At 71.4% G+C, this 14,431-nt stretch carries 11 protein-coding genes; 7 read left to right on the plus strand and 4 right to left on the minus strand.

The genetic code is table 11. The features are described from left to right. Positions 1–24 precede the first annotated feature (24 nt). Together ASF45_RS02000 and ASF45_RS02005 are read left to right on the plus strand one after the other, a co-directional pair. The gene (locus ASF45_RS02000; RefSeq protein ID WP_056656063.1) at positions 25–837 is read left to right on the plus strand and encodes a formate/nitrite transporter family protein; all 813 of its coding nucleotides are present in this window, start codon (positions 25–27) and stop codon (positions 835–837) included. Continuing rightward, positions 827–2,557, plus strand: coding sequence for a bifunctional protein-serine/threonine kinase/phosphatase (locus tag ASF45_RS02005; protein ID WP_056656066.1), 1,731 nt, complete (start codon positions 827–829; stop codon positions 2,555–2,557). The genes ASF45_RS02000 and ASF45_RS02005 overlap by 11 nt, the downstream gene beginning before the upstream one ends. A gap of 62 nt (positions 2,558–2,619) precedes the next feature. Here the strand turns inward: ASF45_RS02005 and ASF45_RS02010 are convergent, their stop codons facing one another. The 4 genes from ASF45_RS02010 to ASF45_RS02025 all read right to left on the minus strand — a co-directional run bounded on the left by ASF45_RS02010 (position 2,620) and on the right by ASF45_RS02025 (position 6,792). Further along, the gene (locus ASF45_RS02010) at positions 2,620–4,134 is read right to left on the minus strand and encodes a tripartite tricarboxylate transporter permease (RefSeq protein WP_056656069.1); all 1,515 of its coding nucleotides are present in this window, start codon (positions 4,132–4,134) and stop codon (positions 2,620–2,622) included. A gap of 10 nt (positions 4,135–4,144) precedes the next feature. Further along, positions 4,145–4,567 carry a tripartite tricarboxylate transporter TctB family protein gene (locus tag ASF45_RS02015; protein ID WP_056657405.1) on the minus strand — a complete coding sequence of 141 codons (423 nt, stop codon included), beginning with the start codon at positions 4,565–4,567 and terminating at the stop codon, positions 4,145–4,147. Positions 4,568–4,748: 181 nt separating this feature from the next. Further along, positions 4,749–6,128, minus strand: a complete 1,380-nt coding sequence (locus ASF45_RS02020) for a sensor histidine kinase (RefSeq protein WP_056656073.1) — start codon at positions 6,126–6,128, stop codon at positions 4,749–4,751. Next, on the minus strand, positions 6,118–6,792 hold the full coding sequence (locus ASF45_RS02025) for a response regulator transcription factor (protein ID WP_056656076.1): 675 nt from the start codon (positions 6,790–6,792) through the stop codon (positions 6,118–6,120). Before ASF45_RS02025 ends, ASF45_RS02020 begins: the two co-directional genes overlap by 11 nt. Before the next feature lie 85 nt (positions 6,793–6,877). Between ASF45_RS02025 and ASF45_RS02030 the strand changes: the two genes are divergently transcribed. Genes ASF45_RS02030 through ASF45_RS02050 form a run of 5 tightly spaced genes read left to right on the plus strand, consistent with a single transcriptional unit; the run spans position 6,878 to position 14,430 of the window. After that, complete coding sequence (locus ASF45_RS02030; protein ID WP_056656082.1) at positions 6,878–8,167, plus strand: hypothetical protein; 1,290 nt, start codon at positions 6,878–6,880, stop codon at positions 8,165–8,167. Then, the gene (locus tag ASF45_RS02035) at positions 8,164–8,844 is read left to right on the plus strand and encodes a hypothetical protein (RefSeq protein ID WP_056656084.1); all 681 of its coding nucleotides are present in this window, start codon (positions 8,164–8,166) and stop codon (positions 8,842–8,844) included. The genes ASF45_RS02030 and ASF45_RS02035 overlap by 4 nt, the downstream gene beginning before the upstream one ends. After that, positions 8,844–11,657 carry an ATP-binding protein gene (locus ASF45_RS02040; RefSeq protein WP_056656087.1) on the plus strand — a complete coding sequence of 938 codons (2,814 nt, stop codon included), beginning with the start codon at positions 8,844–8,846 and terminating at the stop codon, positions 11,655–11,657. Before ASF45_RS02035 ends, ASF45_RS02040 begins: the two co-directional genes overlap by 1 nt. Next, positions 11,657–12,877, plus strand: a complete 1,221-nt coding sequence (locus tag ASF45_RS02045; protein ID WP_056656089.1) for a DUF2399 domain-containing protein — start codon at positions 11,657–11,659, stop codon at positions 12,875–12,877. Before ASF45_RS02040 ends, ASF45_RS02045 begins: the two co-directional genes overlap by 1 nt. A 2-nt stretch (positions 12,878–12,879) precedes the next feature. After that, positions 12,880–14,430, plus strand: a complete 1,551-nt coding sequence (locus ASF45_RS02050; protein WP_056656092.1) for a cryptochrome/photolyase family protein — start codon at positions 12,880–12,882, stop codon at positions 14,428–14,430. Position 14,431 lies beyond the last annotated feature (1 nt).

Below are 14,431 nucleotides of genomic sequence, written 5' to 3' on the forward strand. Positions count from 1 at the left end.
ACTCCTCCATTCCCGAGACACACCATGGCCTACCTCGCCCCCACCGAATTCGTGACCAAGATGGTCGATGCCGGTGAATCCAAGCTGCTGATGTCCACGCGCGACACGCTGATCCGCTCCTACATGGCCGGCGCCATCCTGTCGCTGGCGGCCGCCTTCGCGGTCAGCGTCACGGTCAACACCGGCAACCCGCTGATTGGCGCCATGCTGTTCCCGGTCGGTTTCATCATGCTGTACCTGATGGGTTTCGACCTGCTGACCGGCGTGTTCACGCTGACGCCGCTGGCGGTGTTCGACAAGCGCCCTGGCGCCACCTGGCGCGGCGTGCTGCGCAACTGGGGCCTGGTGTTCTGCGGCAACTTCGCCGGCGCGCTGACGGTGGCCGTGTTCATGGCCATCATCTTCACCTTCGGCTTCAGCGAAGCGCCCAACGCCATCGGCGAGAAGCTGGGCCACATCGGCGAAGGCCGCACGGTTGGCTACTCGGCGCACGGCGCCTCCGGCATGCTCACGCTGTTCGTGCGCGCAGTGATGTGCAACTGGATGGTGTCCACCGGCGTCGTGGCGGCCATGATGTCCACCAGCGTCTCGGGCAAGGCCATCGGCATGTGGATGCCCATCATGGTGTTCTTCTACATGGGCTTCGAGCACAGCATCGTCAACATGTTCCTGTTCCCCACCGGCCTGATGCTGGGCGGCAACTTCACGCTGATGGACTACATCGTCTGGAACGAGATCCCCACCGTGCTGGGCAACCTCGTGGGCGGCCTGACCTTCGTGGGCGCGACGCTCTACTCCACGCACTACAAGACGGGCGCCAAGCGCCGTGCGGCTTGAAGTCACTCTCGGCCAGCATGCGCTGGCAGGTCGCAAGGGGCTGAACCAGGACTTCCACGGCGCCGTCATTCCCACGGGCTCGGCGCTGGACATCAAGGGCATCGCCGTCGCGCTGGCCGACGGCATCGGCTCCAGTCCCGTGAGCCAGGTCGCCAGCGCCGCGGCCGTGCGTGGCTTCCTCGACGACTACTACGCCACCTCCGAGGCCTGGTCCGTGCGCCGCGCCGCGCAGCGCGTGCTGGGGGCCACCAACGCCTGGCTGCATGCGCAGAACCAGCGCGGCGACGCCCGCTTCGACAGGGACCGCGGCCACTGCTGCACCTTCAGCGCGCTCGTGCTCAAGGGCCGCGAAGTCCACCTGCTGCACGTGGGCGACACGCGCATCTACCGCGTGCACGCGCAGGCGCTGGAGCAGCTGACCGAAGACCATCGCGTGCACCTGGGCGCCGGGCAGTCCTACCTGGGCCGGGCCCTGGGCGCCACGCTGCATGTGGAGATCGACCACCGCTGCCTGGAGGCCGAGGTGGGGGCGCTCTACCTGCTGGCCAGCGACGGGGCCTACGAACGGCTGGATGCGGCCAGCGTGCACACCGCGCTGGCCTGCTGGCCGCATGACTTCGACGCGGCGGCGCGCGTGCTCGCGCAGCTGGCGCACGAGCGCGGCAGTACCGACGACGCCACCGTGCAGCTGCTGCGCATCGACGCGCTGCCGCCGCACGAGGCTGAGCCCTGGCAGGCGCAGCGCGCGCAGCTGCGGCTGCCGCCGCCGCTCGCACCGCGCATGGTCTTCGAAGGCTGCACGTTGGTGCGCGAACTGCATGCGAGTGCGCGCAGCCAGGTGTTCCTGGCGCTGGACCCGCAGACCGGCCGGCAGCTCGCCATCAAGGTGCCGGCCGTCGCGTTGCGTGAGGATGCCGAGGCGCTGGACCGCTTCCTGCTCGAGGAATGGATCGCCCGGCGCGTGCACAGTCCGCACGTGCTGCAGGCCTGGGCGAGCGAGCACGCGCGCGAGCACCTGTACGTCGCGATGGAATATGTCGAGGGCCAGACGCTCGCGCAATGGATGACCGACCACCCGCGGCCCGACCTGGACAGCGTGCGCGGCCTGGTCACGCAACTGGCCAAGGGCTTGCAGGCCCTGCACGGCAAGGAGATGCTGCACCAGGACCTGCGGCCCGAGAACGTGATGGTCGACCGCAGCGGCACCGTGAAGATCATCGATCTCGCCTCAGCCCATGTGGCCGGCCTGGCCGAGGCTGTGCCGGCGCTGCAGGCCACGCGCATCGCGGGCTCCCTGCAGTACACCGCGCCCGAGTACTTCGTCGGCGGCCAGCCCACGGCCGCCGCCGACCTGTTCGCGCTGGCCGTGCTGAGCTACCAGATGCTCAGCGGCCAGTTGCCCTATGGTCTGCAGGTCACGCAGCTGCGCGCGCCCGCAGACCTGAAGCGACTGCGCTACGTGCCGCTGCGGCACCACCGGCCCGAGCTGCCGACCTGGCTGGACGCGGTGCTGCACAAGGCCTTGCAGCCCGACCCGGCGCGCCGGCAAGAGGCCGTTTCCGAGTTCGTGCACGACCTGCACCGGCCTGGCCCCGGGCTGCTGCGCACGCGCGCGATCCCGCTGGTGGAGCGCAACCCCGTACTGTTCTGGCAGGTCTGCACAGTGGGGTTGGGTCTGGCGACGGTGGCGCTGGCGGGACTGCGCGTGCTGGGGCGCTGAGCGCCAAGAACAGCAAGGCCCACACGCTTGCGCGTGCGGGCCCTGTTTGCATCGGCCGACGCTCAGTGCGTCGCCACGGCAGGCGCCATCCGCCCACCGCCCTTGCGCAGCTTCCACACCGCCAGCCCCATCTGCCACACGATGAAGGCCGCCACCAGGCTGAACAGCGTGCCGGCGATCGGCCGGTGCGCCATCTCCACGAAGCTGCCGCGCGTGAGCAGCATGGCGCGGCGGAAGTTCTCTTCCAGCATCGGGCCCAGGATGAAGCCCAGCATCAGCGGCGCGGCGTCCAGGCCCAGGCGCATGAACATGTAGCCCATGGCGCCGAAGGCGGCCGTGACGAAGATGTCGTCGACGTTGTTGTTCACGCTGAACGAGCCGATGCAGCAGAAGAACAGGATGGCCGGGAACAGCACGCTGTACGGGATCTTGAACAGCGTAAGCCACCAGCGCACCAGCGGCACGTTCAGGATCAGCAGGAAGCAGTTGCCCACCCACATGCTGGCCACCAGGCCCCAGAACAGGTCCGGGTGCTCGGGGATGAGGTTGGGGCCGGGCGTCACGCCCTTGATCATGAAGGCGCCCATCATCAGCGCCATCACCGCGTTCTCGGGAATGCCGATGCTCATGAGCGGGATGAAGCTGGTGCGCGCGGCCGATTCGTCGGCAGCGGCCTGGCCGGCCACGCCCTCGATGGCGCCCTCGCCGATCTCGTGCTTGTACTTGCTGACCTTCTTGTCCACGGCATAGGCCGCGAACTGGGCGATCACCGGGCCGCCGCCGGGCAGGATGCCCAGGAAGGAGCCCAGCACGCTGCCGCGCAGCGCGCTCGGGATGATGCGCTTGAACTCGGGCCAGGTCGGGATCAGCTTGATGGCGCCGTTGAAGGGCGTGCGCTCTTCCTTGGCATCCAGGTTCTTGGTGATCTCGGCGATGCCGAAACAGCCCAGCGCGATGCTGACCAGGCCGATGCCGTCGGCCAGGAAGGGCATGTCCATCGTGAAGCGGGCCACGCCGCTGTTCACGTCGGTGCCGATCTGGCCCAGCAGCACGCCGACCATGCACATGGCCAGGCCGTTGAGCAGGCTGCCCGTGGTCACGAAGCTCACGCACACGAAGCCCACCATCATCAATGCGCAGTAGTCGGCCGGGCCGAACAGGAAGGCCACCTGGCTCAGCGTGGGCGCCAGGAAGGCCAGCACCACGATGGAGATGGTGCCGCCGATGAAGCTGGAGAAGCCCGCCGTGAACAGCGCCAGCCCGGTCTTGCCCTTGAGCGTCATCGCGTAGCCGTCGATGCAGGCCACGATGGAGCTCGCATGCGGGATCTTCATCGTGATCGCGCTCACGCTGTCGCCGTACTGCGCCCCGTAGTAGATGCCGGCCAGCATGATCAGCGAGCCGTCCAGCGGCATCGAGTAGGTCAGCGGCAGCAAGAGGCTGATGGTGGCCAGCGGGCCCAGGCCCGGCAGCAGGCCGACCATGGTGCCCACGGTGCAGCCGAGGGCACAGTACATGAGGTTGTCCAGCGTCAGCGCGTGGCCGAAACCGAACATGAGGTTGTGGATGACGTCCATGGCAATGACCTCAGATCAGCGGCAACGAGAGGCCGAGCAGCTTCTGGAACGCGAAGGCCACGATGATCAGGCCGATGCTGATCTTGATGTTGCGCGACACCGAGTAGGTGGTCGCGGCCTTGCCCGAGATGAACACCATGGCGACGATGCCGGCCAGCATGTTCACGTACAGCGAGAGCAACGCGAACACGCACAGCGAGACCAGCAGCAGGCCGATGTTCTTGATGTTCAGGTCCAGCGGCTCACGCGCCGTGAAGCGCGAGCGCACGATGATCATCAAGGCGATGGTCAGCAGGATGCCGCTGACGATCAGCGGGAAGAGGCCGGGGCCGGCCCGCCCGAGGGAGCCGGTCTGGTATTGCAGCGAAAAGCCGCCGAACACCAGGGCGATCAAGGCCAGGAACAGCCCTCTCGCGAGATTGCGGTCGATCATCATGAACTTCCGATGGGTTTGTCTCCACGCCCGCGCGGCCGGAAAACGGCTGCGCTGGCGCCTGTGGGCCGCGCAGGCGGGAACCTGCTGGCCGTGGCCGAATTTTTGGCCGCGCACCGGCAGGCCGCCCCATCGGCTACCACGTACGACAGCTTCGTGACAGCTTGGCGCGCGTGGCGCCTCAGTGGTCCGCGCGCGGCAGCCGCACGCGCACGCACAGGCCGCGGCCGGACGGCCCGGCCAGCAGTGCGGCATCGCCAGCGTGCAGCTGCGCGATGTGCTGCACGATGGGCAGGCCCAGGCCGGTGCCGGGCCCGCTGGCCGAGCGGCCGCGGTGGAAGCGGTCCCAGGCGCGGGCCTGGTCGGCGGCGTCCATGCCGGGGCCGTCATCCTCCACGTCCAGCAGCACGTGGCCGCCCTCGGTGCGCGTGCGCACCGTCACCTGCGCGCCGCGCCCGGCATGCTGCTGTGCGTTGTGCACGAGGTTGGCCAGCAATTCGCGCAGCAGCCAAGCCTCGCCCTGCACTGCGGCCGGCTGCAGGTCGAAGCCCAGGTCCTGTCCTGCGGCCAGGGCCGGCCGCACCCAGTCGGCGGCGGCCTCGGTTACGAGCTGGGCCAGGTCGATGCGCGCGGCATCGCGGCGCTGCAGCACCGCGCCCTCGGCACGCGCCAGCGTCAGCAACTGGTGCGACAGGTGTGCGCTGCGCTCGGCCGCCGCATGCAGGCGTTGCAGCCGCGCATGCAGTTCCGGCGGGTGCGGCTGCGCCAGCGCCTGGGCCGATTCGGACAGCAGCACCGCCAGCGGCGTGCGCAGCTGGTGCGAGGCATCGTCCAGGAAGCTGCGCTGCGCACCGACCGCCTGGCGCAGCCGTCCAAACAACTCGTTGATGGCCGCGACGAGAAAGCCCACCTCGCGCGGCAGCTGCTGCAGCGGCAGCGGGTCCAGCTGCTGCAGCGAGCGCCGCTCCAGCTCCTGCGGTGCCTGCTGCAACGGCCGCAGGCCACGCCCTACCGCGACACGGGCCAGCAGCGCCAGGCACAGGGCCAGCAGCAGGCTCACGCCGGCCGCGGCCAGCCCCACGGCGCGCGCCGCGGCATCGCGCTTGCCCAGCGACTCGGCCACGAGGATGGGGCAGGTCTGGGCGCCGCAGGCCGCGCCATGGGCGACGATGCGCATGGCCTGGCCGCGCAGCGCGCCGTCGAAGAAGCGCCAGTCGCCGCGCGCCAGGCGCGGGTCCAGCGCCAGCAGCGCGCGCTCGCCGCCCAGCGGGCGACCCTGCGCATCGCCCACCGCGAACACCACCTCGTCGACGAGGTCGGCGCGCAGCGCATGCGCGGTCTGCGCGCTGAGCGGCAAGACGGCCTGGCCTTCGCGCTCTTCGAGGATCTGCGCCAGCGCCACCGTGGTGTCGGTCAGCGCGCGGTCCAGGCTGTCCATGGCCGGCTGCACCGCCAGCAGGTACAGCACGGCCGTGGCCAGCGGCACCAGCACCACGAGCGGCGCCAGCAGCCAGACCAGCAGCGTGCGCCGCAGGCTGGCAGCGCGTGGCTCAGTCGCCATCGGCGGCTTCGAGCAGATAGCCCAGGCCGCGCACCGTGCGCAGTCGCACGCCGCCCGGTTCGATCTTGGCGCGCAGCCGCGACACCTGCAGTTCCAGCGCGTTGTCGGACGTTCCCGCGGCCCAGCCTGGCACCAGGGCCATGAGCTGCTCGCGCGCAACGATCTGGCCGGCCCGCGTCATCAGGTACTGCAGCAACGTGGACTCGCGGGCACTGAGTGGCAGCGGCTGCTCGCCGATGGCCGCGCGCATGCCCTGCGGGTCGAAGCGCAGCGCCGCCAGCGCGAGCCGGCCTTCGCGCCGGTTCTCGTGCCGGCGTACCAGCGCGCGCAGCCGGGCCACGAGTTCGGCCGGCGCGAAAGGCTTGCACATGTAGTCGTCGGCGCCAGCCTCCAGGCCGGCCACGCGGTCGTCCACGCTGTCCCGCGCGGTCAGCACCAGCACCGGCTGCAGCCAGCCGCTCTCGCGCACGCGGCGCAGCGTCTCCAGGCCATCGATGCCGGGCAGGCCCAGGTCGAGCACCAGCAGGTCGTAGGCATCCTGCGCCAGCGAGCGCGGCACGGGCTCGCCACGCGCGCTCACATCCACGCGCCAGCCCTGTGCCTGCAGCGCACCGGCGACCGAGGTGGCCAGGGCTTCGTCGTCTTCAACGAGCAGGATGTGCATGGGGCTAAGGGGGGGTGCGCAGGCGCCGCATTGTGCCCGCGGCCACTGGCCAGGGCGCCGCTGGCCTCATGCAGAATCCCCCGCCATGCAACTGCCTCCCCCGTCGGACGAACCCGAGTCCGGCAGCTTCGAAGGCTACTTCCGCGACCCGGCACTTGCCGCCGAATCGGCCCTGGGCTTCGCCCTGGAACAGCGGCTGCCGGTGCTGGACGCCCTGCGTGGCCTGTTCTCGGGCAGCGCCGCCGCGGCACGGCTGCGCGTGTGGGCCTTCCTCGAAATCGCCAGCCTCCCCCGGGGCCGGCTGCAGCGCGACGAACTCCAGCAGCTGTTCCACGCGCTGCGGCCCGAAGCGCTGGAGCTGGTGCTCAAGCGCCTGCGCGACGTCGGCCTGCTGGCCTGGAACGCCACGACGCAGGACTACGAACTGCCGGCCCTGGCCCAGCAGGTCCAGGCCGTGCTCGCCCCCCTCGCACGCACGGCGAGCGACGACGACGAGATGGCCGCCCTGCTGGCCCAGGTCGCCGGCGCCCAGGCGCTGGGCCTGTCCGACGCGGGCCAGATCAAGCACCTGCACGCGCAACTGGCGCGGCTGCACGACCAGTTCGCCGACGCCATCGCCAGCGGCTCCGAGGTGCAGCTGCGCGCAGCCCAGCCCCGCTTCGAGCGCGCGCTGAAACTGGTCGACCGCGCTGGCGAGGCGCTCACGGCACTGATCCGCAGCGAGCACGGCGACCCACGGCTGGAACGCGAGGCGCGTGCGCTAGGCCACAGCCAGGCCAGGCTGCTGTCCATGGCCAGCCAGTTCACACGTGCGCTGCAGCAGGCCGACCGCCAGCGCGTGACGCTGGGCAGCACCGGCATCACGAGTTCGGACGTGCGGCACTGGCTGCAGTCGCAGGCTGCGCTGCACAGCCTGGCGGACGGCGCCCTCGCCACCGGCGTGCGGCCGGTGTTCGTCAGCGCCCAGGAACTCGTGGACGTGGCCGAGGGCGAGTTCGAACGCGACCGGCCCGACCCGCTGCGCGCCCAGCGTCTGCCGCCGCCGGCCGAGGCCGCGGCCGGTCTGCTGGAGACACTGCGCATGCCCGAAGAACTCGGCGCGCTGATCGCGCAGCTCACGGCATGGAGCACCGAACCCGCGCCGCAACCCCTGACCGCCGCCGTGCTGGGCGGCCGCTTCGCCCAGGCCGCCTACCGCATGCAGCTGCTGCCCTTGCTGGGCGATGCCCAGGCCCGCACGCTGAACGGCCAGACCGGCGACCTCGCCCGCACCGCCTGGCATGCCGAACTGCAGCCGCAGGTGCAACCGGTCGACGATGCCCATGTCGCCGCCATCAGCGCTGGCCAACTCATTCCCGACGCCCCCACTCCATGAGCACCCCCCTGGACGACGCTGCCCTGCTCGCGGCCGAATTGCTGGCCCGCCGCTGGTTGCCGCGCCAACACCCGCGCGTGCGCCGCGCGCTGATCGATGCCGAACTCTGGCAAGCCACGCAGCAGCGCCTGGCCGAGGTCGGCCTGCGCCTGGTGGACAACATCCATGCCGACCACGTGGCCGTGGCGCTGCTGCGCAGTGCAGAGACCGCGGTGTTCGGCGAGGCCGGCCTGGCGGCCAACAACAACCTGGAGCTGCCGCGCGACGCGCAGTCGCTGCTGGTGGTGCTGTGGGCCTTGATCGTGCTGCCCAAGCGCGAGCGCCAGGCCGCCCGCGCCGCCAGCGCAGCGGGCGACGAGCAGGCCGAGATGTTCCGCACCGAACGCCCGCTGCCCAGCGCTGCGGTCGCCAGCCCGCTGGTGGCCTACAAGACCCTGCTGGCCGACTTCGGCAACCAGCTCGGCAAGAAGACCCGGCTGGACGCCAACCTCAAGCGGCTGGAGACGCACGGCTTCATCCATCGGCGTGGCGACGACATCGCCGAAGGCCCGCTGCTGGACCTGCTGCTGGACTACGACCAGCTGGCCCAGCGCATCCTGGATGGCGCGCTCGGCGACGTGCTGGCGCGCACACGGGCCCAGGCCGAGGCCGCGCCATCTGCCGGGGAGGCCGCCTGATGTTCCACTTGCAAAGCCTGGAACTGCTGCAGTGGGACTACTGCCAGCGGCTCACGCTGCCGCTGGACGGCGCCATCATCACCGTGGCCGGCCCCAACGGCTCGGGCAAGACCACGCTGCTGGACGCCATGCGCACGCTGCTGGGCCTGGACTGCTCGGGCGGCCGCAGCTACAAGACCTATGCGCGCCATGCGAACGCCGACACCACCTGGCTGCGCGCCACGGTGGAGAACCGGCCGCGCGGCCGCCAGGCCGGGAGCCGGCCGTTCGCGCGCAACCTGCTCTACGCCGACCAGGTCACGCTGGCCTGCCGCATCGAACGCAACGGCGGCGACTGGCAACGCCGCTACCTGATGACCGATGGCGATGTGCCCATCGAGACGCTGGTCGACGCACCGGCCAAGGACTGGCTCGGCCTGGAACACTGGCGCCGCCGGCTCGAAGGCGCGGGCCTGTCGCGCGCCATTGCGCGTGTGCTGGCGCTGGAGCAGGGCCAGACCGACCGGCTATGCGAGTACTCGCCCAAGGAGTTGCTGCGCCTGGTGTTCGACGTGTTCGGCGACCAGGAGGTGCTGGACCGCTACGAGGAGGCACGCCAGCACCAGCGCGAGCTGACGGCCGAGGTCGAGACGGCCGAACGCGAGCTTGCGCATGGCCAGGCCCAGCTGGCCCAGCTGGACGCGCGCGTGAACCTGTACCGCCAGCACCAGGCCAAGCTGCGCGAGCGCGAACTGCTGGCCACCGAGGTCATGCCGGTGCTGGCCTGGCACGAGGAGCGGCTGGAGACCGCCACCAGGCTGCGGGAACTGCACCGCCAGCGCGTGCACCACGCGGCCGAGACGCGCCGGCGCGGCGAGATCCAGCGCCAGCTGCTGCAGTTGGTGGAAAAGCAGCGCGAAGCCACCGAGCAGGTGCGCCTGCGCGAGGCCGCCAAGACCGCCGCCCAGGCCGCGCAGCAGCAGGCCCGCGATGCCGAGCGGCCGGTGGAAGCCCTGGTGCAGCAGGCCGACGAACTGCAGGCCCTGGCGGCCGTGGAGAGCGACGCCGCGCAGCTGGCCGAGCGCGTGCGCGCGCTGGAGGAACGCAAGGCCGCCCTCGCCGACCAATGGCACGAACTGAGCGGCCAGCGCCGCGCTGCGCAGGCGGCGCTGGAGCGGCTGCAAGGCCAGCACCAGGCGCCGCCGCCGGCCGAGGTGCAGCGCTTCCTGCGGGTGCTGCGGCAGGAGAACATCGGCCACCACGTGATGGCCGACGTGGTCGAGATCAGCGACGAGCGCTGGCGCGCCGCCGCCGAAGGCGTGCTGCGCAGCGCGCGCTGGGTCGTGGTGCTGGCACAGGCCGGCGACGCGCCACGCGCCATGGCGCTGGCCGAGCGCGAGCGCTACCGCCACTACCTGGTGGCCGAGTCCGCCGCGGCACCCCGGGATGCACCGTCGCACAGCCTGCTGGCCGTGCTGCGCTTCTCGGCACCTGCGCCGGTGTGGCTGCTCAAGCAGCTGGCGCAGATCCGCCGTGTGGACGACACGCAGGCCGGCCTGCAGCAGGGCGGTGAGTGGATCACGCCGCAGGCCTACTGGCGCGACGGCCGCGGCGGCCGCAGCGTCTGGGTCGACCCCGGCGAACACCAGTTCGGCGCCGCAGCGCTGGCCTCCCAGCGCGACTCCATCGAACGCCGGCTGGCGCAGATCGACACCGGCATGCTGCCCGTCGCCAGGGAGCAGACCGAGGTGCAGCGCCAGCTCGACGCCGCGCTGCAGGCCAGCCGCGGCCACCGCGCGGCCGAGGAACTGGTCCGCCGCGGCGAGGCCTTCGCCCAGGCCCGCCAGCAGCTGCCGGCACTCAAGCAGGCCCGCATCGAAGCCGGCACGCGCTGGCAGCAGGCCGACCTTGCGCATACGCAGGCGGTGCTGGGCCAGCAGCAGGCCCAGACCCAGTACCAGAGCCTGCAGCGCCAGCTGGCGGCGAGCGAGGGCGAGGCCCAGCGCCACGCGCGCGAATGGGGCGAGCGCTTCACGGCCCAGCGCGAGCGCGCCGACCGCTCGCGCGCGGACAAGCAGCGCTTTCCGGCGCGCTGGATCGCGCCCGCCACCCTGGCCGCGTTGCGCGAGCGCTATGGCAACGCCACCCAGGCCAGGCTGCGCACCAGCGCCATCGAGAAGGAACTCGCCGAAGGCCAGTGGGAGCTCGATGCCAGCGTCGAGGAGCGCCAGCAACTCATGCAGGCCACGGTCGGCACCCAGCAGCAGCAACTGGCCGAGCGCAAGGCCAGCAATGCCATGGCCGGCGTGGCCGTGGACAACGCCCGCGCGCGCTACATCGATGTGCTGCGCACCACCGTGCGCCGCTACCGCAAGAACATCGTCGAACTGGGCCTCCTGGCCGGCGTGGAGGTCAACGCCGAGCTGCCGCACCTGGACAACGACGACACCGTGCTGCGCCAGGCCGAACTCAAGGTCGGCTTCAACTTCGACGGCAAGGGCCAGATCGGCCTGAACGACGGCGAGGCCTCGGGCGGCCAGCAGGTCATCAAGTCGCTGATCCTGCTGGTCGGCCTGCTCAAGGACGAGGAGATGCCAGGCGGCTTCGTGTTCATCGACGAGCCCTTCGCGCACCTGGACGTGCGCAACATCCAGCTGGTCGGCCATTTCCTCAAGTCCACGCGTGCGCAGTACGTGCTGACCACGCCGATCACGCACAACGTGGAGGTGTTCGAACCGGCCGACATCACGCTGGTCACGTCCAAGAAGCCGCGCGAGGCGCGCTGGGCGCCGCCCATCGGCGTGCTGCAGCGGCGTGCGCCGGCCACGGCCTGATGGACTGGACCGACACCGCCCGCGGCCGCGAACGGCGCGAACGCCAGGCCCAGCTGGCGGTGCCGGATCGGCTGCCACTGCTGGCGCCTGAGCAGCGCGCGTTGCTGCGCCGCTGGGCCGCCAAGGACAGCCCCGAACGCCGACGCACCACGCTGCTCGCGGCCATCCGCGGCGAGCGCATCGAAGATGCCGAAGCCCTGTGCGAACTGCTGCTGCGCGAGGGCTGGATCGCGCGGCGCGAACAGCTGGTCGGCGGGCGCTGGCAATGGGAGACCCTGGTCTGGCGCGACCTGCCGCGGCTGCAGGCCTTGCTGGACGTCTCCAGCCCGCGCCAGCGCAAGGACCAGCGCGCGCTGCAGTTGGCCCAGGCCCAGGACTGGCTGCAGGCCCGCAGCGACGCTGCCAATGCCGACGCGCTGGACCCGGACCTGCTGGACGAACTGGCGGCCGCGCTGGCCCAACTGGTGCAGGACACCGCCCTGCGCCCGGATCTGCTGGCCACACGGCTGGCCTTGCTGCAGGCCATCGCCGCCTGGCACGACGACGCAGCCCAGGGCACGCGCCGCGACTTCGCACTGCGCGCGGGCGGTGGCACCAAGGCCCTGACGCACGCCGACTGGCGCTGGTTGGAGGGCCAGTTCGACCTGGAGCGCCGGCGCATCGCGCGCTTCGCGCCCATGCTCTGGCTGGCCGGCGCGCTGCGGCTGCAGTGGCAGGCGCATGCGGTGGACCTGGCCCCGCTGCGCTGCCTGGGCCTGCCGCTGGCCGACGTGCTGCGCACCGACGCCACCAGCGCACCGGTGCGCTGGTGGCTGATCGAGAACCGCGCCAGCTTCGAACGCCAGGCCCAGCTGCGCCGGCCCGGCCTGGCCCTGGCCTGGCTGCCCGGGCGGCCCTCCGCGGCCTGGCTGCAGGCCATGGACCGGCTGCTCGCGCTGGCGCCCGCACCGGCCTGGATCAGCGCCGACATCGACCCCGCCGGCGTGGACATCGCCTGCACCGCCGGCGCACTGTGGGACGCCCGTGGACTGGACTGGGCGCCGCACGAGATGGATCCCAGCCAGCTGCTGGCCACAGTCCAGCACTGGCCGCTGAACGCGCACGACCACCAGCTGCTGGACCGCCTGGCACAACGTGCTGCCATGCCCGCGGCGCTGCGTGCGCTGTGCGACAGCATGCGGCAGGCCGGCCGCAAGGCCGAGCAGGAAGCCTGGCTCTGAGCATGGCTGCGCTGCCCCCGCCGCTGCGCCATCTGGTGGTGGTTCTGGGCGACCAGCTCGACCGCCACTCGCCCGCCTTCGACGCCTTCGACCCCACGCAGGACCGGGTCTGGATGGCCGAGGTGGCCGAAGAGTCCACCCAGGTCTGGAGCGGCCAGCCACGCATCGCCATGTTCCTGGCCGCCATGCGCCACTTCGCCGACGCGCTGCGCGGCGAGGGCTTTCCCGTGGACTACCGCCGGCTGGACGACCCCGGCAACCGCGGCACGCTGGCCAACGAACTGGGCGCAACGCTGGCGCGGCTGCGCCCCGCCGCCGTGGTGCTGGTGCAGCCCGGCGAGTGGCGCGTGCGTGAGGCGCTGCGCGCCGTGGCCACCGGTGCCGGCGTGCCGCTGGACGAGCGTGAGGACCGGCACTTCCTGTGCTCACTGGCCGCCTTCCAGCGCTACGCCCAGGGCCGCAGCGGGCTGGTGATGGAGCACTTCTACCGCGCCATGCGCCGGCGCCACCGCGTGCTCATGGACGGCGACGCACCGGCCGGCGGCGCCTGGAACTTCGACGCCGACAACCGCGCCGCGTTCGGCCGCAACGGCCCTGGCTTCCTGCCGCCACCTGCGAACTTTCCGCCAGACGCCACCACGCAGGAGGTCATCGCGCTCGTGCGCACGCGCTTCGCCGGCCACCCGGGCCGGCTCGACGCTTTCGCATGGCCCGTCACGCGCACGCAGGCCCTGCAGGCGCTCGACGCCTTCGTCGCCGAGCGGCTGCCCTTGTTCGGCCACTGGCAGGACGCCATGTGGGGCGGCGAGCCCTGGCTCTACCACGCGCAGCTGAGTGCGGCGCTGAACCTCAAGCTGCTCGACCCACGGGAGGTGATCGCGCGTGCCGAAGCGGCGTACCGCGCCGGCGACGTGCCGATCGCCTGCGCCGAGGGCTTCATCCGCCAGATCCTGGGCTGGCGCGAGTACGTGCGCGGCATCTACTGGCGCGAGATGCCCACGTATTTGGAGCGCAACGCACTGGGCGCGCATGCGGACCTGCCGCCCTGGTACTGGACTGGCGAGACCGACCGCGCCTGCCTGCGCGACACCATTACCCAGACGCTGGACCTGGGCTATGCCCACCACATCCAGCGGCTGATGGTCACCGGCCTGTACGCGCTGCTGCTGGGTGTGGAGCCCCGGCAGGTCCACGCCTGGTACCTGGCGGTCTATGTGGATGCGGTGGAATGGGTGGAACTGCCCAACACGCTGGGCATGAGCCAGTTCGCCGATGACGGCCTCCTGGGCAGCAAGCCCTATGTGGCCAGCGGTCAGTACATCGCGCGCATGAGCGACCACTGCCGGCACTGCCGCTTCCGGCCCGCCGAACGCACCGGCGAGACCGCCTGCCCGTTCACCACGCTGTACTGGGATTTCCTGGCACGCCACGCGGAGCGCTTCGCCACGCACCCGCGCCTGCACGCCCAGGTGCAGGACCAGGCACGGCTGCCCGACGCCGAACGCGCGGCGATCGCGTTGCGGGCCGACGCCATCCGGCGTGGCCAGGCATGAA

Origin of the sequence: Pseudorhodoferax sp. Leaf265, assembly GCF_001422365.1 — a bacterium.
Lineage (GTDB): Bacteria > Pseudomonadota > Gammaproteobacteria > Burkholderiales > Burkholderiaceae_C > Pseudorhodoferax.